The 21,267-nt window shown below is 71.9% G+C and carries 19 protein-coding genes; 9 read left to right on the top strand and 10 right to left on the bottom strand.

Annotated elements, in window-relative coordinates; translation table 11 throughout:
- Positions 1–924 carry an LLM class flavin-dependent oxidoreductase gene (locus NE236_RS09550; RefSeq protein ID WP_252841503.1) on the top strand — a complete coding sequence of 308 codons (924 nt, stop codon included), beginning with the start codon at positions 1–3 and terminating at the stop codon, positions 922–924.
- The gene (locus NE236_RS09545; RefSeq protein ID WP_252841502.1) at positions 921–3,218 is read left to right on the top strand and encodes a CaiB/BaiF CoA-transferase family protein; all 2,298 of its coding nucleotides are present in this window, start codon (positions 921–923) and stop codon (positions 3,216–3,218) included. The genes NE236_RS09550 and NE236_RS09545 overlap by 4 nt, the downstream gene beginning before the upstream one ends.
- A 27-nt stretch (positions 3,219–3,245) precedes the next feature.
- Here NE236_RS09545 and NE236_RS09540 read toward each other — a convergent pair whose 3' ends face one another.
- Positions 3,246–3,803: a helix-turn-helix transcriptional regulator gene (locus NE236_RS09540; protein WP_252841501.1), complete on the bottom strand. Its 558-nt coding sequence runs from the start codon at positions 3,801–3,803 to the stop codon at positions 3,246–3,248.
- A 107-nt stretch (positions 3,804–3,910) separates the two neighbouring features.
- Between NE236_RS09540 and boxC the strand changes: the two genes are divergently transcribed.
- From boxC to NE236_RS09525, 3 genes are read left to right on the top strand one after another with little or no spacing between them, the layout of a single operon-like run.
- On the top strand, positions 3,911–5,521 hold the full coding sequence (gene boxC, locus NE236_RS09535; RefSeq protein WP_252841500.1) for a 2,3-epoxybenzoyl-CoA dihydrolase: 1,611 nt from the start codon (positions 3,911–3,913) through the stop codon (positions 5,519–5,521).
- A 5-nt stretch (positions 5,522–5,526) separates the two neighbouring features.
- A complete protein-coding gene (boxB, locus tag NE236_RS09530) occupies positions 5,527–6,936 on the top strand; it encodes a benzoyl-CoA 2,3-epoxidase subunit BoxB (RefSeq protein ID WP_252841499.1) in 1,410 nt (469 codons plus the stop codon).
- Between the two features lie 8 nt (positions 6,937–6,944).
- Positions 6,945–8,552, top strand: a complete 1,608-nt coding sequence (locus NE236_RS09525) for a benzoate-CoA ligase family protein (protein ID WP_252841498.1) — start codon at positions 6,945–6,947, stop codon at positions 8,550–8,552.
- 39 nt (positions 8,553–8,591) lie between these two features.
- On the opposite strand, the gene NE236_RS09520 is transcribed toward NE236_RS09525, so the two are convergent.
- From NE236_RS09520 to NE236_RS09500, 5 genes are all read right to left on the bottom strand, one after another.
- Positions 8,592–9,500 carry a hypothetical protein gene (locus NE236_RS09520; protein WP_252841497.1) on the bottom strand — a complete coding sequence of 303 codons (909 nt, stop codon included), beginning with the start codon at positions 9,498–9,500 and terminating at the stop codon, positions 8,592–8,594.
- Complete coding sequence (locus NE236_RS09515) at positions 9,497–10,912, bottom strand: phenylacetate--CoA ligase family protein (RefSeq protein WP_252841496.1); 1,416 nt, start codon at positions 10,910–10,912, stop codon at positions 9,497–9,499. The genes NE236_RS09520 and NE236_RS09515 overlap by 4 nt, the downstream gene beginning before the upstream one ends.
- Positions 10,913–11,205: 293 nt before the next feature.
- Positions 11,206–12,045, bottom strand: coding sequence for a PaaX family transcriptional regulator (locus NE236_RS09510; RefSeq protein WP_252841495.1), 840 nt, complete (start codon positions 12,043–12,045; stop codon positions 11,206–11,208).
- 138 nt (positions 12,046–12,183) lie between these two features.
- Positions 12,184–13,032 (bottom strand): hypothetical protein, encoded by an 849-nt coding sequence (locus NE236_RS09505; protein ID WP_252841494.1) that lies wholly within the window; start codon positions 13,030–13,032, stop codon positions 12,184–12,186.
- A 154-nt stretch (positions 13,033–13,186) separates the two neighbouring features.
- Positions 13,187–14,434, bottom strand: a complete 1,248-nt coding sequence (locus tag NE236_RS09500; protein ID WP_252841493.1) for an ROK family transcriptional regulator — start codon at positions 14,432–14,434, stop codon at positions 13,187–13,189.
- A 93-nt stretch (positions 14,435–14,527) separates the two neighbouring features.
- Between NE236_RS09500 and xylA the strand changes: the two genes are divergently transcribed.
- Positions 14,528–15,670 carry a xylose isomerase gene (xylA, locus tag NE236_RS09495; RefSeq protein ID WP_252841492.1) on the top strand — a complete coding sequence of 381 codons (1,143 nt, stop codon included), beginning with the start codon at positions 14,528–14,530 and terminating at the stop codon, positions 15,668–15,670.
- Positions 15,671–15,704: 34 nt separating this feature from the next.
- A complete protein-coding gene (gene xylB, locus NE236_RS09490; RefSeq protein ID WP_252841491.1) occupies positions 15,705–17,087 on the top strand; it encodes a xylulokinase in 1,383 nt (460 codons plus the stop codon).
- Between the two features lie 178 nt (positions 17,088–17,265).
- On the opposite strand, the gene NE236_RS09485 is transcribed toward xylB, so the two are convergent.
- The 3 genes from NE236_RS09485 to NE236_RS09475 form a co-directional block, all read right to left on the bottom strand.
- Positions 17,266–17,490, bottom strand: a complete 225-nt coding sequence (locus tag NE236_RS09485) for a hypothetical protein (protein WP_252841490.1) — start codon at positions 17,488–17,490, stop codon at positions 17,266–17,268.
- 17 nt (positions 17,491–17,507) lie between these two features.
- The gene (locus NE236_RS09480) at positions 17,508–18,086 is read right to left on the bottom strand and encodes a hypothetical protein (RefSeq protein WP_252841489.1); all 579 of its coding nucleotides are present in this window, start codon (positions 18,084–18,086) and stop codon (positions 17,508–17,510) included.
- Between the two features lie 342 nt (positions 18,087–18,428).
- The gene (locus tag NE236_RS09475) at positions 18,429–18,596 is read right to left on the bottom strand and encodes a hypothetical protein (RefSeq protein WP_252841488.1); all 168 of its coding nucleotides are present in this window, start codon (positions 18,594–18,596) and stop codon (positions 18,429–18,431) included.
- Between the two features lie 143 nt (positions 18,597–18,739).
- On the opposite strand from NE236_RS09475, the gene NE236_RS09470 reads away from it, so the two are divergent.
- Both NE236_RS09470 and NE236_RS09465 read left to right on the top strand, forming a co-directional pair.
- Positions 18,740–19,591, top strand: a complete 852-nt coding sequence (locus NE236_RS09470; protein ID WP_252841487.1) for a YwqG family protein — start codon at positions 18,740–18,742, stop codon at positions 19,589–19,591.
- A gap of 560 nt (positions 19,592–20,151) precedes the next feature.
- Positions 20,152–20,406, top strand: a complete 255-nt coding sequence (locus NE236_RS09465; RefSeq protein ID WP_252841486.1) for a hypothetical protein — start codon at positions 20,152–20,154, stop codon at positions 20,404–20,406.
- Positions 20,407–20,454: 48 nt separating this feature from the next.
- Here NE236_RS09465 and NE236_RS09460 read toward each other — a convergent pair whose 3' ends face one another.
- Complete coding sequence (locus NE236_RS09460; protein ID WP_252841485.1) at positions 20,455–21,204, bottom strand: class I SAM-dependent methyltransferase; 750 nt, start codon at positions 21,202–21,204, stop codon at positions 20,455–20,457.
- Positions 21,205–21,267: the final 63 nt, after the last annotated feature.

Raw genomic sequence — 21,267 nt, 5'->3', positions numbered from 1 at the left:
GTGCGGGTCGGGATCCGCCTGCCGCCCTGCCGCCCGGCGGACGAGATGGCCGATGCGGCGCGACGTGCCGAGGACCTGGGCTTCGACGACGTCTGGATCCCCGACTCCCAGACGCTGTGGCGGGACGCCTACGTCACGCTCGCCTGCGCGGCCCTGCGCACCACGAGGGTCCGTCTCGGGACGGCCGTCACCAATCTTGTCACCCGGCATCCGAGCGTCGTCGCCGCCGCCGCGCGCACCGTCGCGGAGCTGGCGCCGGACCGGTTCGTGCTGGGCGTCGGCGTCGGGAACAGCTCCGTGGAGCCGATCGGGCTGCGGTCCTCGACCACCGCGGAGCTGCGCGCCGGCGTCGCCGCGCTCCGCGACGCGACGCCGGGCGTTCCGGTCCACGTCGCGGCGAGCGGGCCGCGCAATCTCGCCGTCGGCGGCGAACTCGGCGACGGCGTGATCCTGCTCGCGGGGGCGTCCGTGCCGCTCGTCGAGGCGGCGCTGGCGACCGTCGGCGCGCACGGCGCGCCCGCGGAGGTCACGGTCTCCGCGTTCTGCCAGGTCACCGACGACCTCGAGCGGGACGCGCGCGCCCTGAAGCCGGTGTGCGCCGCGATGGCGCAGAAGGGCGGCGCCGGAGCGCTGGCCGCCGCGGGCATCGACGTGGAAGTTCCGCGGCGGGTGCCCGAAGTCACTCCGGACCTGCTGCACGCCGAGGACTGGGCGCATGCCGTCGAGGTCTGCTCGGCCTGGGTGAGCGACGCCGACGCGGTACGGTTCGCCAGGGAGTTCTGCCTGTACGGCACGGCGGTGGAGATCGCCGACCGGATGGCCGGCCTGGAACGGCTCGGTGTCACCGGCGTCCTGCTGCAGCACGTCGGCTCCTACACCCTCCCCCACGAGCTGATGGAATCCCTCGGAAAGGTGCTCGCGTGATCCGTGTCCTGGAGGTAGGAGACTACGCCGCACCGGACGCCGGGCGAATGCTCGTCGGTCTCGGCGCGGACGTCGCGGTGGTCGAGCCGCCCGGTGGTGTGGCGGCCCGCCGCGGCGATCCGATCGGGTTCGCGCACCGGGCGGCCGGGAAGTCCTCCGTGTCACCGGAGGACGCCCTGTCCCTCGCTCCGCGCTGTGACGTGATCCTGGACGGCACGGGGGAGGGGCCCCTCGCCGGGGTCGCCGCCGACCTGGTGACGGCCGCGGGTCCCGGGGTCGTGCACGTCGTGCTCACGCCGTACGGGGACGGCGGTCCGGCCGCCGACTGGGCGGCCACCGACCTCACCGTCGGCGCCGCGGGCGGCATGCTCGCGCTGATCGGCCGGCCGGACCGCCCGCCGCTGCGCCCGTACGGCGAGCAGGCGGACCAGCTCGCGGGGCTGAACGCCGCGATCGCGGCCCTGATCGCCACGCGTGCCGGCGGCGGTCAGCGCGTGGTCGTGTCCGGGCAGGCCGCGGTCGCCGCCAGCATCGAGTTCGGCGCGATCACCTACATTCACACCGGCCGGGTTCCGGAGCGCACGGGCAGCACGCACCCGCTGGCCCCGCACACGCTGTTCGCCACGGCGGACGGCCTCATCGCCGGCGGACTGGGCGGCAGCCCGCGCATGTGGGACGCCATGCTGGCCTGGCTCACCGAGACCGGTACGGCGGGCGACCTGGCCGACGAGCGGTGGCAGGACCCGGTGTACCGGGTCGAACATCGTGAGGAGATCTTCGATCTGCTCGCCCGTGTCGTCGGCGACCTGAAACGCGACCAGCTCTTCCACGAGGGCCAGGCGCGCCGGCTCCCCTGGGCGGCGGTCCTGCGCCCCGAGGAGCTGACCGGCAACGCCCAGCTGGTCGACCGTGGCTTCTTCGTCGACGTCGCGACCCCCTCGGGCACGGCGCGCGACGCGGGCTTCGCGGCCCGCGTCCAGGGATCGGCCCCACCGGACCGGCTGCGCGTCCCGGAGCCCGGCGAGCGCCCGACCTGGCCGTCCACCGGCGGACGGCCACGGGCCGCCGCTCCGGCGGGTCCACGGCGCGGGGTCCTGGAGGGGATCCGGGTCCTCGATCTCACCTGGGTGCTCGCCGGGCCGTACGCGACGAAGACCCTCGCCGACCACGGCGCGGAGGTCATCAAGATCGAGTCGCGGCACCGCCCCGACCCGACCCGGTTCTCCCCCGGCTTCCACCTCTCCCGGTCCGCCGAGACCGACCCCGACACGAGCGGTTACTTCAACAACGTCAACCGGAACAAGAAGAGCGTCACCGTCAACCTCCGCACGGAGGAGGGCCGAGCCCTCGCGCTGCGGCTCGCCGCCCAGTGCGACGTGGTGGTGGAGAACTTCGCGGCGGGCGTGCTCGACCGGCTCGGGCTCGGCTACGACCGCCTGCGGGAGGTCCGGGAGGACATCGTCGTCGTGAGCATGTCCGGCATGGGCCACACGGGCCCGTGGCGCGACTACGTGTCCTACGCCGACGCGGTCTCGGCGCTGTCCGGCTGGACGGCGCTCACGGGTGAACCGGGCGAGCAGCCGGTCGGCGTGGTGTACGGCCTGGCCGACATCATCGCGGGGCATCACGCCGCCCTCGCCACGCTGGCCGCCCTGGCCGTACGCGACCGCACCGGCGCGGGACAGCACGTGGACCTGGCGCAGCTGGAGACCGCCGCCGCGCACCTGGGCGACGCGATCCTGCGCGCGGACCTCGGTGAGACCGTCGAGCCCCTGGGCGACCGGCATCCGCGCATGGCCCCGCACGGCGTCTTCCCCTGCCTCGGCGACGGCACGTGGGTGGCCCTCGCGGTCCGGTCGGACGAGGAGTTCGCCCGCCTCGCGGAGGTCGCCGGGCTCGCCGGCGACGCGCGCTGGGCGACCCTGGCCGGGCGCAAGGCGGACGAGACGGCGATCGAGGAGCGTGTCGCCGCGTGGACGCGGTCCCGGCCCGCCGAGAGCGTCGCCGAGGTCCTGCAGCGCGAGGGGATCCCCGCCTACCCGGTCCGCGACGGCCGCACCCTCGTCGAGCACGACGGGGCGTTGCGCGCGTGGGACTTCTACACGCCGCTCACCCATCCCTCGGCGGGCACCTTCCTCCACGAGGGGCTCCCGGCACGGCTCACCCGCACTCCCGGCGGCGTGCACACGCCCGCGCCGCGCCTCGGCGAGCACACCGCCGAGCTGCTCACCGGCCTGCTCGGCCTGGGAGAGGCGGAGCAGGCGGCGCTGCGCACGGCCGGCGTCCTGGAGTGAACGGACCCCGGCCGCGGGCGGCTCGGGTCAGCGCGTCCGGAGCGGGGTGACCCGGCTCCGGCCCGGCCCGGTGCCGTCCGGCCGGGTGCGGGCCGGGCGGGACGAGCGCGGCTGGAAGGGCAGGAAGCGGTCGGCGCGGTGCGGGCGCGCCGGGATGTCGGTGCTCTCCACCGCCAGGATCCGGTCGAACCGGAAGGCGCGGATGTGGCGGCGGAGCCGGCACCAGCCGACGAGGTACCAGTGGTCGCGGTGCACGAGGCAGGTGACCGGCTCCACCTCGCGGACGGTGACGTTGCCCTTGGCGTCGGCGTAGTGCAGGCGGACGACGAGCCGCGCGGTGATCGCGCTCGCCGCGGTCCGGGCCCGGTGCGCCGTCGCGGGGTCGAGCGGGCGGGCGAGGGTGTCGAGGGTCGTGTCGGCGGTCTCGGCCGGGTCGAGGTCGTCGAAGAGGCGCCGCAGGGCCCGGCGGGCCGTGGCGGACTGCGGGCCGGCGCCCAGGTGGGCGAGCGAGAGGGCGAGGGCGGCCACCTCGGGGGCGGGCAGCTGGGGACGGGTTCGGCTTGCGAGCGTCGCGTTCTCGGCCATGGTTCGATCATACGTTCGAACACTGACATTTTGCAGGGCCTTGTTTTTCGACAGAACCCGAACGCGGCATCACCAAAACGTAGAATGATGGTCGGGAGGAGGGAGCCATGTCCGACTCCACGCCGCCGGTGTCGTTCCAGACCCGGCCCGAGCTGTACCGGCACTGGCGCATCGAGCTCGACGGCGAGGTCGCCCGGCTGGTCATGCTGGTCGACGAGCACGGCGGGATGCGCCCCGGTTACGACCTGAAGCTGAACTCCTACGACCTCGGCGTCGACATCGAGCTGTACGACGCCGTCCAGCGGCTTCGGTTCGAGCACCCCGAGGTACGCGCGGTGGTGATCACCAGCGGCAGCGACCGGGTGTTCTGCGCGGGCGCCAACATCCGGATGCTGGCCGCGTCGGGCCATCCCTGGAAGGTGAACTTCTGCAAGTTCACCAACGAGACCCGCTGCGGGATCGAGGACGCCACCGAGAACTCCGGGCAGACCTACCTCGCGGCGGTGAACGGCACGGCCTCGGGCGGCGGCTATGAGATCGCGCTGGCCTGCGACCGCATCCTGCTGATCGACGACCGCTCCGCCGCCGTGTCCCTGCCGGAGGTGCCGCTGCTCGGCGTGCTGCCGGGCACGGGCGGGCTGACCCGGGTCACCGACAAGCGGAGGGTGCGCCGCGACCGGGCGGACGTGTTCGCCACGAAGGCGGAGGGCCTGAAGGGCCGGACCGCCGTCGAGTGGGGCCTGGTCGACGAGGCGATCCCGCGCAGCCGGTTCGAGGAGACCGTACGTGAGCGCGCGCGGGAGGCGGCCGCGCGGTCCTCCCGCTCCGGCGAGGGCGGCGTCGCCCTTCCCCCGCTCGAACCGGAGATCACCGCCGACCGCATCGCGTACCGGCACGTGACGGCGGAGCTCGACGGCGACGTGGTCACCATCACGGTGCACGGCCCGGACGGCGAGGTCCCGCCGGGCATCGACGCGGACTTCTGGCCGCTCGCCATGACGCGCGAGCTCGACGACCTCATCCTGTGGCTGCGCGTCAACGAGCCCGAGCGCGGCACCTGGGTGATCCGGACCGTCGGCGACGTCGACGCGGTCCTGGCGTACGAAGAGTCGATGACCGGCGACAAGGACTGGCTCGCAGGCGAGATCCGGCACTACTACAAGCGGACGCTGAAGCGGCTGGACGTCACCAGCCGCAGCCTCGTGGCGCTCATCGAGCCCGGGAGCTGCTTCGCCGGACCGCTGCTGGAGCTGGCACTGGCCTGCGACCGGCAGTACCTCCTCGAACCGGCGGAGGTCGTGGTCACCGACGCGAACCTCGGCGCGTTCCCGATGGCGAACGGCCTGAGCCGCCTGGCCTCCCGGTTCCACGCGGACGAGGCCGCGCTGCGGCGGATACGCGACCTGCGCGGGCGGCGGCTCGAGGCCGGCGAGGCCGAGGACGCCGGCCTCGTCACCCTCGCCCTCGACGACATCGACTGGGAGGACGAGATCCGCATCATCCTCGAGGAGCGGGCGTCCCTCAGCCCCGACGCGCTGACCGGCCTGGAGGCCAACCTCCGGTTCGCCGGACCGGAGACCCTCGAGACCAAGATCTTCGGGCGGCTCTCCGCCTGGCAGAATTGGATCTTCAACCGGCCGGGTGCGTCGGGGCCCGACGGGGCCCTCAACCGGTACGGCACCGGCAAACGAGCGAGCTTCGACCGGAAGCGGGTCTGAATCCCATGCACGCCGACTATCAGGAGAAGATCCCGAACAACGTCGGGCTGGCCGACGACCGTCGGCTGCAGCGGGCGCTGGAGTCGTGGCAGCCGAGGTTCCGGCAGTGGTGGGCCGAGATGGGCCCTGAGATGCCCACCGAGGACGTCTACCTGCGCACGGCCGTGAACGTCGGCCGCGAGGGGTGGGCGCACTTCGGGCACGTGCCCGTGGGCGACTACCGGTGGGGCATCTTCCTGGCCGAGCCGCGGCCGGACCGCCGCATCGCGTTCGGCGAGCACAGGGGCGAGCCCGCCTGGCAGAAGGTCCCCGGGGAGTACCGCGCCGAGCTGCAGCGGCTCGTCGTCATCCAGGGCGACACCGAGCCGGCCAGCGTCGAGCAGCAGCGACGGCTCGGCTTCACCGCCCCGAGCCTGTACGACCTGCGCAACCTGTTCCAGGTGAACGTGGAGGAGGGCCGTCACCTGTGGGCCATGGTGTACCTGCTGCACGCCCACTTCGGCCGGGAGGGCCGGGCCGAGGCCGAGGAACTGCTGCGCCGCAACTCCGGCAGTGAGGACTCCCCGCGCATCCTGGGGGCGTTCAACGAGGAGACGCCGGACTGGCTGTCGTTCTTCATGTTCACCTACTTCACCGACCGGGACGGCAAGTACCAGCTCGGCACGCTGAAGGAGAGCGGCTTCGACCCGCTGTCGCGCACCTGCGAGTTCATGCTGAAGGAAGAGGCCCACCACATGTTCGTGGGCACCACCGGCATCGACCGCGTCGTGGGCCGCACCGCGCGGCTCATGGTCGAACACGACACCGACGACGCCGGGCCGTACGGCGCCATCCCCTTCAACGTGATCCAGAAGTACCTGAACTTCCACTACTCGGTGTCGCTGGACCTGTTCGGCGGTGAGACGTCGACGAACGTCGCCAACTACTTCACGGCCGGGATCAAGGGCCGCTGGCAGGAGGAGCGCCGCAAGGACGACCACCGGCTCACCGACCGGGGCGCGCACGTCGACGCCGTCGTGGACGGCGAGCCGACGACGGTGGAGGTCGAGGCGCTGACCGCGCTCAACACCGACCTGCGCAACGAGTACATCGCCGACTGCGAGAGCGGCGTCAAGCGCTGGAACCGCATCCTGGCCGATTCCGGCCTCCCCCACCGGCTGCGCCTGCCGCACCGGGGGTTCAACCGGTTCGTCGGCGCGTTCGCCAAGGTCAACGTCGCGCCCGACGGCGAAGTGCTGCCGGACGAGGAGTGGGAGGCGCGCAAGGACGCCTGGCTCCCGACCGAGACGGACAAGGCGTTCGTCGCTTCTCTCATGCGGCCCGTCTACGAGCCGGGTAAGATCGCCAGCTGGCTGGAGCCGCCGCGTAACGGCATCAACGGCAAGCCGTTCGATTACGAGTACGTCCACCTCTGAGCGAGGGCGTGAGTCCGGTGTTCAACGCCAGCACCTATCTCGTCGACCGGCATGTCGAGGCCGGTGACGGCGACCGGATCGCGGTCACGGGACCGGGCGGCACGCTGACCTACGCGGACCTGCTCGGCCGGATCCGGCGTACGGCCGCCGGCCTGCGCGAGCTCGGCGTGCGGCCCGAGGAGCGGGTCATGCTCTCGATGGCCGACGGCCCGGACCTGCTCACGCTCATCCTCGCGGCGATGCGCATCGGCGCCGTGCCGGTCCCGGTGTCCACGATGCTGACCGCCAAGGACCTCGCCGAACTGCTGCGCGACTCCCGCGCGCGGGTCCTGGCCGCCAGCCCCGAGTTCGCCGCGTCCGCCGAGGAGGCCGCGCAGTCCGCGCCGGAGCTGGCCGCGTTGCTGCTGAGCGGCCCGGCCGCGCCGAGACCGCCCGCGTGGGCGGAGGGCCACCGGCTGGACGCCGTCGCCGGCGACGAGGGGGGCGGCGACCCGTACTCCACCGACCCGGACTCCAGCGCGCTGTGGCTCTACACCTCCGGGACGACCGGGCTGCCGAAGGCGGCCGTTCACCGGCACGCCTCGATCCGGTCGATCGCCGAGACGTACGGCGCGCAGGTGCTCGGCATCCGGCCGGAGGACCGGTGCTTCTCGGTCCCGAAGCTGTTCTTCGCGTACGGCATCGGCAACGCCTGCTTCTTCCCTCTCGCCGCCGGCGCGTCGGCCGTGCTGGAGCCCGGCCGCCCGACCCCGGCGCTGATCGCCGAGCGGGTCGCGCGGGAGCGGCCGACGCTGTTCTTCGGCGTGCCCACCTTCTACGCCGCCCTGCTGGCCGCCGGGCTGCCCGCCGAGACGTTCGCGCCGGTCCGTACGGCCGTGTCGGCGGGCGAGCCGCTGCCGGCACCGATCCTGCGGCGGTTCGCCGAGCGGTTCGGCGTGGAGATCCTCGACGGCATCGGCGCGACCGAGGCGCTGCACATCTTCATCTCCAACCGCGCGGGCCAGGTGCGGCCGGGCAGCACCGGCGTGCCGGTCCCGGGGTACGACGTGCGCGTCGTCGACGACGCGGGTGCCGACGTGCCATCCGGCACGCCCGGCCACCTGCTGGTGCGCGGCGACTCGATCGCCACCGGCTACTGGTGCCGTACGGCGGTGACCCGGCAGGTGTTCCAGGGCGAGTGGCTGCGCACCGGCGACACTTACGTCCTCGACGAGGACGGGTCCTACCGTTTCCTCGGCCGGTCCAACGACATGATCAAGGCCGGGGGGATCTGGGTCTCCCCCAGCGAGGTCGAGGCACGCCTGCTGGAGCACCCCGGCGTCGCCCAGGCCGCGGTCGTCGCGCTGCCGGACGGCGACGGCCTGGACAAGCCCGCCGCCGCCCTCGTACGCGCGCCCGGCTCCGCCGTCACCACGGAGGAGATCATCGCGTTCTGCCGGGAGGGGCTCGCCGCTTTCAAACGGCCGCGGTCGGTGCACTTCGTCGACTCGCTGCCGACGACGGCGACAGGGAAGATCAAGCGCTACCTCGTCCGCGAACACCTCGCGCAGGACGGTCTCACATCGCCGGCGCCGGACGACGGCGCACGCGGCCTCCTGGACGAGACCCGGTCCTGAGCCACGGCCCCTGTCCGGCCCGTCGTGTCCCGCGTGCGATCAGGCGGCGGGCTCCACCGCGGCCACGAGGCCGGGCGCGGGCCGGGCGTCCGCCCGGGCGAGGTAGTCCCGCATCCGGCGCTCCGGGCCGCGCCGCCGCAGCACCAGGAAGCCGATGAACGCCGCCGGCGCGAAGCACACCTGGGCGGGAATGAGCGAGGGGGTGTGCCCGGTGAGCCAGTCGACGACGGGCGGGGCCACCGCCGGTACGAGCGCGCCGAAGACGACGACCAGCGGCAGTGCCGTACGCAGGCCGGCCCTGCCGTACGCCTTGTACGCCGCCGTCGTGTACAGCGAGTAGGCGAGGAGGTCGCCCATGCCGATCACGGCGCCCAGGCCGCCGACGCGGAGACCGGCCGAGGGCGCGAACGGATAGCCCTGGACGGCGTCCGCGAGTTCCTGGCTGAGCGGCAGCACCGTGGCGAACGTCAGGTCGTACACGCCGAGGAGCAGGACGAACCACGCGACGTTGCGCAGCCGCATGCCGCCCTGGACGTTCAGGTTCGTCGCGGAGATGACCATGAGCCCGACGACGCAGCTGTTGGCCAGCCAGTAGACGGGTGAATCCCAGCCGAGCAGCAGCCGGGTCGTGACATCGGCCGCCAGGAGGGTCAGGATCGCGCTCCATCGGAGGAGGCCTCGCGCGACGACCGGCTGGTAGCCGACCGTCAGCCCGCCCGCGAAGACGAGACCCAGCACGACCGGAAGCGCCGCCCCCGGGAGGGCGAGATAGAGAAACGGGATCGCGAGGACGAAGCCCATCATCACCACGATGTCTCGGCTGTTGAACGTACCGACAGGCGGACGAGGGATGCGGACCTTGCGGAAGTACAGCACCGCGGCCAATGGCACCGCCAGCGCGTACGCGGAGTCGACGCACGCCAGGAACAGCGTCTGCCCGGCACTCATGCCGCGCCCCCTACGAACGTCTTCTCCTCCAGGTCGCAGCGCAGCGGGCACAGCGCGCGGGCCTCGTCGGGCCCGAGGCGTACGACCTCGGCGACGGCGTCGATCCCCCGGGCGCCCAGCCGCTCGGTGACATCCACCGGCGACGCGTGCTCCGAGACGACCGTGACGTGCAGCTTCCCGTCCGTGACCTGGGCGCGGTGCCGCACCGGCCACTCCGTGCCGGGCAGCTCATCGAGGGCCTCGACGATGTCGCGGGGCGCTACCAGGCCCGCCGCCGTGTCGAGCAGCCGGCCGGCCTTGCCGAGGACCTGTGACACGGCGGGAACACCGGCCAGCTCGCAGTCGAGGCGTTCGGGGAGCGCCCGTACGACGTCGCGGGTGTCGTAGCGGAAGACCGGCATGCACTCGCGGTAGGGGAAATACGGGGTGACGGTCAGCGTGCCGAGCCGGCCGGGTTCGGCGGGTTCCCCGGTCTCGAGGTCGACGACCTCGGCGTACCCCATGTTCGGGTCCATGTGCAGGTGACGCTGGCGGCAGATCCGGCCGCCGACCGGAAGCAACTCGGTCATGCCGTAGGCGTCGCCGACCTGGTCCACGCCGAACGTCTCGCGCACCGCCTGGGCGAGCGAGGGCGACAGGACCTCCCCGCCGAGGAACACCCCGCGCAGCCGGAAGTCGGCCGGGCCGAGACCGCGGCGGCGCGCCGCGGACACCATCTGGGCGACGTAACTGGGGTAGGCGCTCAGCAGCGTGGGCGTGACCCCGCCGGTGTCCAGCAGGTGATCCAGGGACTCGTCCGGCGGCACCTGACCGACCACCCGGGTCGCCGCGCCGAGCAGCCGGAAGACCTCAATGTCCTCCTGCACCGCGGCCGTCGCCCGAGAGCTGATGTTGATCTGCATGCAGTCGCCGGGCCGGGCCTCGCCGCGCAGCACCAGCGAGAGAGCGATCAGCGCGGGCCACAGCTCGATCTCGTAGCGAGACAGCCAGACCCGGGCGGGCGCTCCGGTCGTTCCGGTGGTCTGGGTGACGATCTGGGGTTCGCCGCAGATGAAGTCGTGCGGCCTGGCCACCAGATCCGCCTTGCGGGTGACTGGAACATTCCGCAGCGAGTCCGGGGTCAGCGCGCCCGGCTCGACGCCCGCCGCCTCGAACCGCTCCCGGTAGAAGACCGATCGCCGCGCCAACCGGCGCGCGGTCCGCTGCAGTGCTCGGGTCTGCAGGTCCCGGCGTTCGGCGGGGTCGGCGAACGGACCGTCGATCAACTGCTCGACGTCGTCTCCCGGCGAGCCGAACTCCTCGATCGTCGCGAGCGCGTCCTCGATGAGCCGCTCGACCAGCCGTGGATTGATGGGCCGCCCCAGGACCATGGCCAGCGCCACCCGGACCTGGCGAATCCCGGCCTCGAGCACCTGATCTCCTTCGATCGTCAGGGGGTGGCGTGCGGAGGGACGGCCCTCCGCACGCCGCTGCGTCAGGAAACGCTGCAGGACTGGAAGAACACGGCGGTCATGGCGCCCATGACGTACCGGACCTGCTTGACACTGCTCTTTACTGCCACCATCGGGATCCTCTCCCTCGGTAGGTAGGGTTTTCATGATCACCATAGCCCGCAGGTGATCTTGAAGGGAATGCCTAGTTACCTGGGAGAACGCGGAAAATCGGCAGTCAACCGCAGTGAGATGGCCGGTCAATCCCGGCCGGTTCAGCCGCTGGCGAGCTCGCACCAGCGCCGCTGGGCGATCGCGTCCCACTCGCCGTGTTGGGCGTCGAACAACTCGCGGGCGCGGGCGCCGATCCAGCCGGAGGGCAGCAGGGCCGCTGGCAACTGCGGATCCAGGAACGGGAACCGCCGCCACTCGTGGACGAGCCGCGTCTGCGCCAGCATGATCGACGCCGGCGAGGCGGGACGCGGGGCGCCGAACGCGTTCATGAACGCCTCGTACTGGGCGGCCACCCCGTCCAGATCCCACGCCCGCTCGACCATCGCCTTCTCGCTGCCGACGCCGGCGAACCGCGCGGTGAACGACATGGCGTTGGACTCCAGCCCCAGGCCCTCGATGACCGAGCGCGCCTCGGCCTCACGCGCCGACGACGGCGCGATCCACATCCCCGGGCCGGGGGATCCGAAGCCGGCCCAGCTCAGCTTCGTACGGAGCTTGTGGCGGAGCCGGCGCTTGGACTCGGGGACCGAGACGTAGACGATGAGCCAGACTCCGTCCCACGGCTCGGTGGCGGTCCCGAAGGTGTAGATGCGCTCCGCGCCCTCGGTGAGCAGCTGCCGTCCGGGAGGGGTGAGGGACCAGCGGACGCTACGCCCGACGCGCTCGGAGGTGAGCCAGCCGTCGGCGGCCGTACGGGCCAGCGCCTGCCGGGCGGATTTCTCCTCGACGCCGAGTTCGTCGAGGACCTCGACGAGTGTGGAGGTCCATACCGGTTCTTGATGACGCAGTACGAACTCGCCGAGTATGGTCAGCAACAGGGAACGCGCGCTCGTCTCGCCCAGGGCGTGCCGTCGAGTCAGCGTAGGTCGCGGGGCGGTCACCGCTTAATCCTACATAAATGACACCCATAATCGGCATTTCGTCGAACATACGCGGATTACGAAAGCACATCGGCCGGACGCCGACGGATCCACCGTGGTGACCGTCGGCGTCCGGCCGGTTCGTCGATCAGCCGCCGGTCAGTCCCGGCGGGCGGCGATCGAGCCGCCCGTCACGAACGGCCCGGGAAGCGAGGGCGTCCAGTTCACGACCGGGCCGGGAGCCGCCTGCGCCGCGATGGACCCGCCACCGATGCCGTAGGTCTTCACGTACGGCGTGTTCGACGATCCGGTGGCGAAGGTGCCCTTGCCGCCCCGGAAGACCGCGGCATAGTAGCCCTTGCCGTACGCCTTGACCTTCTTGGTGAAGTTGCCCTTGCTGTTCGTCTTGGCCCACGCGAGGTGGTACCACGTCTTCTTCCCCTTGAACCGGAAGATGATCTCCACCTTCCGGCCGGAGTACGCGCCGTGCTTGGTGTTGGTGAACCAGCGGACCAGGCGGCCGCTGGCCGTCACGTAGTGGTTCTTGCGCACCTTCTTCGGCGAGACCTTGAAGGAGTGGATCTCGGTGCGCCAGCGCCAGGCCTTGCGCACCGGGCTGGTCGCCGCCTGGTACGTCGCGTCACCGGCGAAGCGCGCTCGGTAGTAACCGGACCAGTTGTTGAAGAAGGTGCTGTGGAACGCGTTGGCGCCCGTGTCCGTCGTGACGGTCTTCTTGACGGTCCAACCCGTCTGCCCATCGGACGAGTACTCGATCGTGAGCGGCAGCGCGCTGGAGATTGCGGAATCGCTGCGCAGAGCCCCGTCGGCCGTCACGTTCCCCCACGGGTCGTACGAGACGGTGAAATGATCGAATTGCAGCGGCGCCGGGTCGAGCCGCGCATGGGACACGCCCGACGCGTTCGTTTCGGCGAGCGCCGCGGGCGGCACGGCCGCGAGCGTGCACATCACCGCCGAAGCGCTGAGGATGCCGAGGGTGATACGTCGCAAACTAATCACCTAAGGGTCGAATGAATGGTTCGCGTGATCTTCACGCGGAAGAGAGGACGAACCCCTCCGACATCAGGTTGTCCGACGCATGATCACAAAATGGAAACAAGCCGCCATGCCGTCGTTTTCCGCGGCTCTGACATGTTCGCCTTCGTCACCGTTCGTGCGGCCTCGGCGATCCCTCGGTGAGGAGGCGGGCGGGGTCGTTCATGACGCGTTCGACGACGAGCGCGGCGGCGCCCAGGGCGGCGGCGTCGCCGCCCAGGCGGGAGACGGCCAGGCGGGGCGGCGCGCTCCGGACGACGCCGGTGCCGCCCGCGAGCGCCGCCTCGACGGCGGGGCACGCCCACGGGGCGAGGGCGGAGAAGATGCCGCCGAGCACGATGGTGTCCGGGTCGAGGAGGTTGACGGCGGCACCGAGCGCCCGTCCCAGCGCGTCCCCTGCGCGGCGTACCGCCGACAGCGCGCGCTCGTCGCCGTCGTTCAGGAGGGTGACGAGGGCGGACAGGGGGCCGTCGGGGCCGGCGGTGGAGGTCGCGGTGACGTCGGGGAGGCCCGCCGCCCGCAGGATCGCCTCCTGGCCGGCGACCTGTTCCAGGCAGCCGCGGCCGCCGCACGCGCAGGGCGGCCCGGCCGGGTCGACGACGACGTGGCCGAGCTCGCCGGCGAAGCCGTGCGCGCCGCGGAAGACCCGGCCGTCGACGACGATGCCCGCGCCGACGCCGATCTCCCCGGAGACGTGGACGTACGAGCCGAGCTCCGGGCCGTCGCCGAACCACAGCTCGCCGAGGGCGGCGAGGTTCGCCTCGTTGTCCTGGTCGGCGGGCAGCGCGAGCGGCGGCAGGCCGGCGGTCAGCAGGTCCCCGGCCGCGACGTCGCGCCAGCCCAGGTTGGGGGCGGTCCGCACGCGGCCGCCGGCCCGGTCGAGGGTGCCCGGCAGCGCGACGACCGCGCCGGCGACCGTCAGGTCCTGCTCCCCCGCCGCGGCGATCGCCCGCTCGGCCAGGTCCGTCAGCGCGCCGATGACGCGCTCGGGGTCTCGGGCCCGGTTGTCGGCGGCGACGATGTGCCGGTGCCGGATCCGCCGCCCCAGGTCGAGCACGCAGGCGGCCAGGTAGTCGACGTTGACCTCCAGGCCGAGGCCCGCGACGCGGTCGCCGTTGACCGACACGGCCGTGGCGGGGCGGCCGCGTTCGCCGTCCCGTACGGGCCCGTCCTCCCGGACCAGGCCGGCGTCCTTCAGCGCGGCGACGAGACTGGATACGGTGGTCTTGGTGAAGCCGGTGACGTCGGCGAGGCGGGCACGGCTCACCGGCTGCCGGCGGGAGATCTCACCCAGCACCACGGCCAGGTTTCGGGCGCGCATGGTGCCGTGCCTGACGGGCGTGATCTCATTCCGCATGCTCACAGACTAATCATTAGACGTCCTCCCTGTTGACACTTGGCACCTGCGGGTTTTAATTAGTCCAGAGCCTGAACGAATTGAGGAGACGACATGTTCGAACCCACCCCTGGGGACAAGTTCACCTTCGGGCTGTGGACCGTCGGCTGGCAGGCGCGCGACCCGTTCGGCGACGCCACCCGGCCCCCGCTGGACCCGGTGGAGTCGGTGCACCGGCTCGCGGAGCTCGGCGCCTACGGGGTGACGTTCCACGACGACGACCTCCTCGCGGTCGAGCCGGACCGGGACAAGGCGATCGCGGCGTTCCGCAAGGCCCTCGACGAGACCGGCCTCAAGGTGCCGATGGCGACCACGAATCTGTTCACCCACCCGGTGTTCAAGGACGGCGCGTTCACCTCCAACGACCGCGACATCCGCCGCTACGCCATCCGCAAGGTCATGCGCAATCTCGACCTGGCCTCCGAGCTGGGCGCCGAGACGTACGTCTTCTGGGGCGGACGTGAGGGCGCCGAGTCCGACGGCGCCAAGGACGTGCGCGTCGCGCTCGACCGGTTCCGCGAGGCCATCGACCTGCTCGCCGAATACGTCACCGACAAGGGCTACGGCATCCGCTTCGCGCTGGAGCCGAAGCCGAACGAGCCGCGCGGCGACATCCTCCTGCCCACGATCGGCCACGCGCTGGCGTTCATCGGCTCGCTCGAGCACGCCGACATGGTCGGCCTCAACCCCGAGGTCGGGCACGAGCAGATGGCCGGGATGAACTTCGTGCACGGCATCGCCCAGGCACTGTGGCACGGCAAGCTCTTCCACATCGACCTGAACGGCCAGCACGGCCCGAAGTACGACCAGGACCTCGTCTTCGGCCACGGCGACCTGAAGAGCGCGTTCTTCCTCGTCGACCTGCTGGAGAACGGCGGGTACGAGGGGCCGCGCCACTTCGACTACAAGCCGAGCCGCACCGAGGACATCTCCGGCGTCTGGGCCTCGGCCGCCGCGAACATGCGGACGTACCTCATCCTGAAGGAGCGGGCGCGGGCGTTCCGCGCCGACCCGGAGGTGCAGGAGGCCCTCGCCGCCTCGCGCACCGACCAGCTGGCGGTGCCGACCCTCGGGCCCGGCGAGACGTACGAGCACCTGGCCGAGGACGACTTCGACGTCGAGGCCGCCGGGCAGCGCGCGTACCACTACGAGCGCCTCGACCAGCTGGCCGTCGAGCACATCCTCGGCGCCCGATGAACGGTCGCATGACGGCGCCGATCCGGAGGCGACGATGAGCACGCTGGTGGCGGGGGTCGACTCGTCGACCCAGTCGTGCAAGGTGGTCGTGGCCGACGCCGCCACCGGCGTGGTCGTGCGCGCCGGCCAGGCCCCGCACGCCGGCGGCACCGAGGCCGACCCGGCCGCCTGGTGGGACGCGCTCGGCCACGCCGTCGAGGCGGCGGGCGGCCTGGACGACGTCGCCGCGATCGGCGTCGCGGCGCAGCAGCACGGCATGGTGTGCCTGTCGGAGGCGGGTGAGGTGGTCCGTCCTGCGCTGCTGTGGAACGACACCCGCTCCGCCGACGCGGCCCGCGACCTCGTCGAGGAGCTCGGGGGGCCCGGAAAGTGGGCGGCCGCGGTCGGCAGCGTGCCGGTCGCGTCGTTCACGGTGACCAAGCTGCGGTGGCTGGCCCGGCACGAACCGGACGCCGCCGCCCGTACGGCGTCGGTGTGCCTGCCGCACGACTACCTCACCTGGCGGCTGACCGGCGAGTTCGTCACCGACCGGGGCGACGCCTCCGGCACCGGCTACTGGTCCCCCGCCACCGGGGAGTACCGCACCGACCTGCTGGAGATGGCGTTCGGGCGGGTCCCCGCGCTGCCGCGCGTCCTGGCCCCGGCCGAGGCCGCCGGCCGTACGCCGTCCGGCGCGCTCGTGTCGGCCGGGACCGGCGACAACATGGGCGCGGCGCTCGGCCTGGGCATCCGGCCCGGTGACGTCGTCGTGTCCCTCGGCACGTCCGGGACGGTGTTCACCGCCGCCGAGCGCGCGTCCGCCGACCCGGCCGGGGACGTCGCCGGGTTCGCCGACGCGACCGGCCGGTACCTGCCGCTGGCCTGCACGCTCAACGCAGCCCGAGTGCTCGACGCCGCCGCGACCCTGCTCGGCGTCGACCACCAGGAGGTCTCCCGGCTGGCGCTGTCCGCGCCGCCCGGCGCGGACGGCCTGGTGCTCGTGCCGTACCTGGAGGGCGAGCGCACGCCGAACCGGCCGGACGCCACCGGATCGGTGCACGGCCTGCGCCTGTCCACATCCACGCCGGCGCACCTCGCGCGGGCGGCGATCGAGGGCATGCTGTGCGGCCTGGCCGACGGCCTCGACGCGCTCCTCGCCCAAGGCGTACGGGCCGAGCGGGTGCTGCTCATCGGCGGCGCCGCGCGCTCGGAGGCCGTACGCCGCATCGCGCCGACGATCTTCGGCCGGCCCGTGCTGGTCCCGCCCACCGGCGAGTACGTCGCCGAGGGCGCGGCCGCCCAGGCCGCGTGGGCGCTGTCCGGAGCGGCCGAGCCGCCGCGCTGGGAGCGCAAGGGCCTGGAGACGTACGAGGCCGACGCGGTCCCGGCGATCCGGGAGCGGTACGCCGAGGCCCGCGACCACATCCTGTCCCGCTGAGCCCTACCGGCGGCGGTCCCCCCGGCGGGACCGCCGCCGGAACCGCCACCAAAGGGGACCGCGACTCAGCGAGTCGGTCCGATGCGACCATCGGCCGGAACGGACACCAGCGGCGCGAACAGCTCAGCGACCGGCGTGTGGACCGCACCCGGCGCACCTCCACCGCCGTGCGCCGCGTTCAGCGGTGGGCGTTACGCGGGTGGTTCTTCGCGGTGCGCTCGTTGCCGCGCCGATAGTTACCCGTCCAACGCGCCATGACCTCCTGCGGGTCGTCCAACTCGACCTCGTTCAGGAACGCCGCCGCCCGGTCGCCGCGCACAGTCGTCGCGGGGCGGCCCCGGTGCTCGATGAACACCGAGCCATCCGCGCGGACCGTGTAGTCGAAGCCCTCTGGAGCAACCATGTCGGCATCATGACCGATCAGAACAACACGTGGTAGGAGCCGTTCTCCTCGTTGAGGAGAACGTAGTCCGGCAGGGTCCGCGACCAGGCGGCGTGCAGCCGCCGGATGAGTTCAGGGCGCGGCGCGAGGTCGAGGCCGAGCGCCTCGGCGACCGTCGCGCTGTCGTCGCCGTAGTCCGGATCGTCTTCCAGGCGTTCCTGATGGAACTCCTCGGCTTCGGCGATCGTCGCCTCAATGCCTCCAGGCCGGGAGAAGTGGCAGTTCTGCCACGCGGGCAGGCCGACGAGGATCGTCAGCGCGCCGCGCAGGTCGTCGGCGAAGAGGGCGGCGCTTCCTTCGGAGTCGGCATACAGGACGGGCCGGTCCTCACCGGTGCCGTCCCCACAGAGGAAGTAGGTGCCGCCGGCGCCGCAGCCCGCGACCGGGTCGAGCCTGGCGCCCGAGGCGAGCTCCACGAACTCGACGTGATCCGCTCCCCTCAGGTCGAACTCGAACCAGGCCATGAGCGCGGCGAGTTCGTGATCTTCCCGGATGCGGTCCAGCAGCGGGAACGCGTGATCGGCCATGGCGCGCACCGTACCAACGGCGTCCGTCACGTGAGGCCATCGTGCCAAGCCCACGACCCGGCCCAGGTCCGCGCCGAAAGCTCGGTGACCGCAGCCGGAAACCGCTACCAAACACCGCGGACCGCCGCCCGGCTCGGTCCTTCACCGAGCAATTCGACGACCCGGCCACAACATAGAGATCATGACCCGGCCCTACGTACGCCCCTAGAAGGTTTCGGCGCGAAGGCGCAGGTTGCGGAGAGATCCGCCGGTGGTTTCAAACACCTGACAACGAAGAACGTCCTGGCGAAGCAGCGGCTTGAGCCGCCGCCTCGCCAGGACGTCTTATGTTCACCTGCTCCGATCAGGGATCAGGCACGGGTTCGAGTTCCCTCAGCTGCCCGAGCCGCCCGACTTGTTGTCCGAGCCGCCCGACTTGTTGTCCGAGCCGCCCGACTTGTTGGGCGAGTTGAACGGCCTGTGGTTGCCGGTGGTGGTGACCGTACGGGAGGTACCGCCGCCCCCGTCGCGACCGTTCCTGTCGCTGCTCTCCTTGCTCATTCCCGTCTCCTTCGTCAACCGCACGTCAGCGCGGGCCATCCTCTTTGTGAGGGGGCGACCAGTACTGTCCGGGAGTGACCGAGATGTGCAACAAAGTCCGATGCCTGTGATGCGACGTCGGCCCGGCAGGCCAGAATGGGCCGGTGACGTTCACGACGCCGCCTCCCCCGGTGGACCTCGCGCGGGCCGTTCCCGGCATGGGCGCCCATGTCCGTACGACGGTGCGGCTGCATCCTCGCCCTGGCAGTCCCGGCCGCCATGAGAGCCATGTCGGCGGTCCTCTGCTGTGGCCGGCGTCCGAGCCGTGGCCGCAGTGTGAGGCGTCTGACTGTGACCAGTACGAGGGGATCCCGATGGTCGCGGTGGGCCAGCTGACCGCCGCCGACTTCCCGGAGATCGCCTTTCCGCGCGGGACCGACCTGGTGCAGATTCTCTGGTGCGTCGGCTACCACTGCTGCCCGCAGCACGCCCCGTGCCGGGTGGTCTGGCGACGAGCGGCGGAGGTGACGGACGTCCTGGAAGCGCCGCCCGTTCCCGACCTGGAGGGCGAGTTGCCCGGGTTCTACGACGGCGCGATTCCGCGTCCGTGCGTACTGCACCCGGAGCGGGTCACCGAGTACCCCTGGCACCAGGAGCTTCCCGCCGACCTGCGGGACCGGCTGTGGGCCTGGGACGAGGGCAAGGGCCTGTACGACGAGGTGGCCACCGCTCCCGGATTCAAGGTCGGCGGCAGCATGGACTGGTCGGTGAGCGACATGGCGCGGCTGGAGTGCGTCACCTGTGCCGCGCCCACCGTCCTGCTGCTCCAGGCCGACAGCTACGAGGCCGCCGGCGGCCGATGGCAGCCGCTCGAGGAGCGTCACCTCGTTTTCGGGACACCGGAGTACGAGCGGGCGGAACACCCGACCGGCATGGAGCTCGCCCGGGGCGGCCACGGAGGATTCTTCGTCTGCTCCGCCGACCCCGAACACCCGGTCCTCTTCCACTCCCACTGACGACTCGACGCCGCGACGCGACGTGCGCTTGCAATTCTGCGGCCTATTGGCAGGCCTGTAGCAAAAAAGTGTCCCGGCGGAGGAGGCGGCGTACAGCCGTCGCCCCGCCGGGACACCTATATGGCCACCCGACTTCGGTCAGGTCACTTGGAGCCGCGGGCACCCGAAGGCGAGCCGGACTCCTGCTTGGACGACTCTTCCTTCTTCTCGGTCGAGTTACCGCTGGACGTCGTCATGGCATCTCCTGCGTCTTGATCGTCCGCGCGTTCAGCGCGGGACCCTCTTCTTGTTAGGGGGCCGTGTGACACTGTCCAGGCGTGCGCAGGGACGGCAAGCTGGTGTGGTCCTCAGCTGGTCGCTGACCAGACCGCTGAGCCCTACCGGTGGCGGTCCCGGCGATGACGGGACCGCCACCGGAGGAGCGCTCAACGGGCGGACACTTGTAGCACAATGCCCGTATGGCTAATTGAAGAGGAACGCCCGGGGCGCGGCGCTGGCGCAAGGTCGACCTGTCGAACTTCGTCCGGGAGGGCGATCGCTGGGTCTGCGCCGCCTGTCGCATGGCTGTGCGCTCGTATCAGTACCGTCACTACCCGGCCGGATCGCCGCACTACGAACGCTGCATCGGGCTCTCCTGGTGCTCCGGCTGCCGCGTCTACACCGGGGCGATGGTCCACGTGCCGCGGACCACGGCGCTCACCGATGCGCTGGCATCTCTCACCTCCGAACACCGGGATCGGCTTCTCCACAACGAGGTCCGCTTGATCGAACACCTGGACGGCCGCACCGAGGACGACGCGCCGACTCAACAATGATCACCGCGACCTTGGACGTGTGGCAGCGCACGGGGGCAAGGAGGTCGGTCAGGATCCGGGTTCGGCCGGTTTCGTGGCGCTGACCAGCCGGGTGCCCATCCACGGTCCGCCCCACCACATGCGCGGACCGAGGGACCGGACGCGTACGTCGGCCACGCCGAGCTCCGTGAGCCGGCGCTGGTACCCGGCGGTGGCGACGATGTCCGCGATGACCAGCCGGCCGCCCGGCTTGAGCACCCGCACCGCCTCATCGATGGCCCGCGCGCGTCCCTCGGCGGACTTGATGTTGTGAATGGCCAGGTTCGAGACGATCACGTCGAACTCCGTGTCGCCGAACGGCAGCGCCGTCATGTCCCCGGTCCGCAGCTCGACCCGGTCGCCAACGCCCTCCGCCACACTGTTGCGCTCGGTGACGTCGATGGCGTTTCCCGACTGGTCGACGGTGCGCCACAGGTCGACGCCGACCGCACGGCCCGTCGTGAGGCGCTCCGCCGCCATGAGCAGCACCGCGCCCCGCCCGCAGCCGAGATCGAGCAGCCGCTCGTCGCCGCGCAGCCCGAGCTCGTCGAGGATCTCCGCCCAGGTCTGGAACTTCCCGCGCCGGGTCGCGTTCAGGTACAGCACGAAACTGACGGCCATCACGGCGGCGAGGAGGTAGAACACCGCGGCGAACAGAGGACCGGGGCCCATCGCCGTGCCGATGCCGGCGAACACGAAGCCCACCGCGCCGCACGCCAGGCCGAACAGGACGTACGGAGCGTCCACCCCGTAAGAGCCACGCCGGGCGATCGTCGTCACGTCCCCCTCCTCGGCCGAAGGTCTCCGCCGCATCCCGCCCCGACTGTAACCGAACGACCCGCA

Source organism: Actinoallomurus purpureus (assembly GCF_024055795.1).
GTDB classification, from domain to species: Bacteria; Actinomycetota; Actinomycetes; order Streptosporangiales; family Streptosporangiaceae; genus Actinoallomurus; species Actinoallomurus purpureus.
Note: the sequence above shows the minus strand (reverse complement) of the source record. Positions and strands in the feature narration are given on the sequence as shown.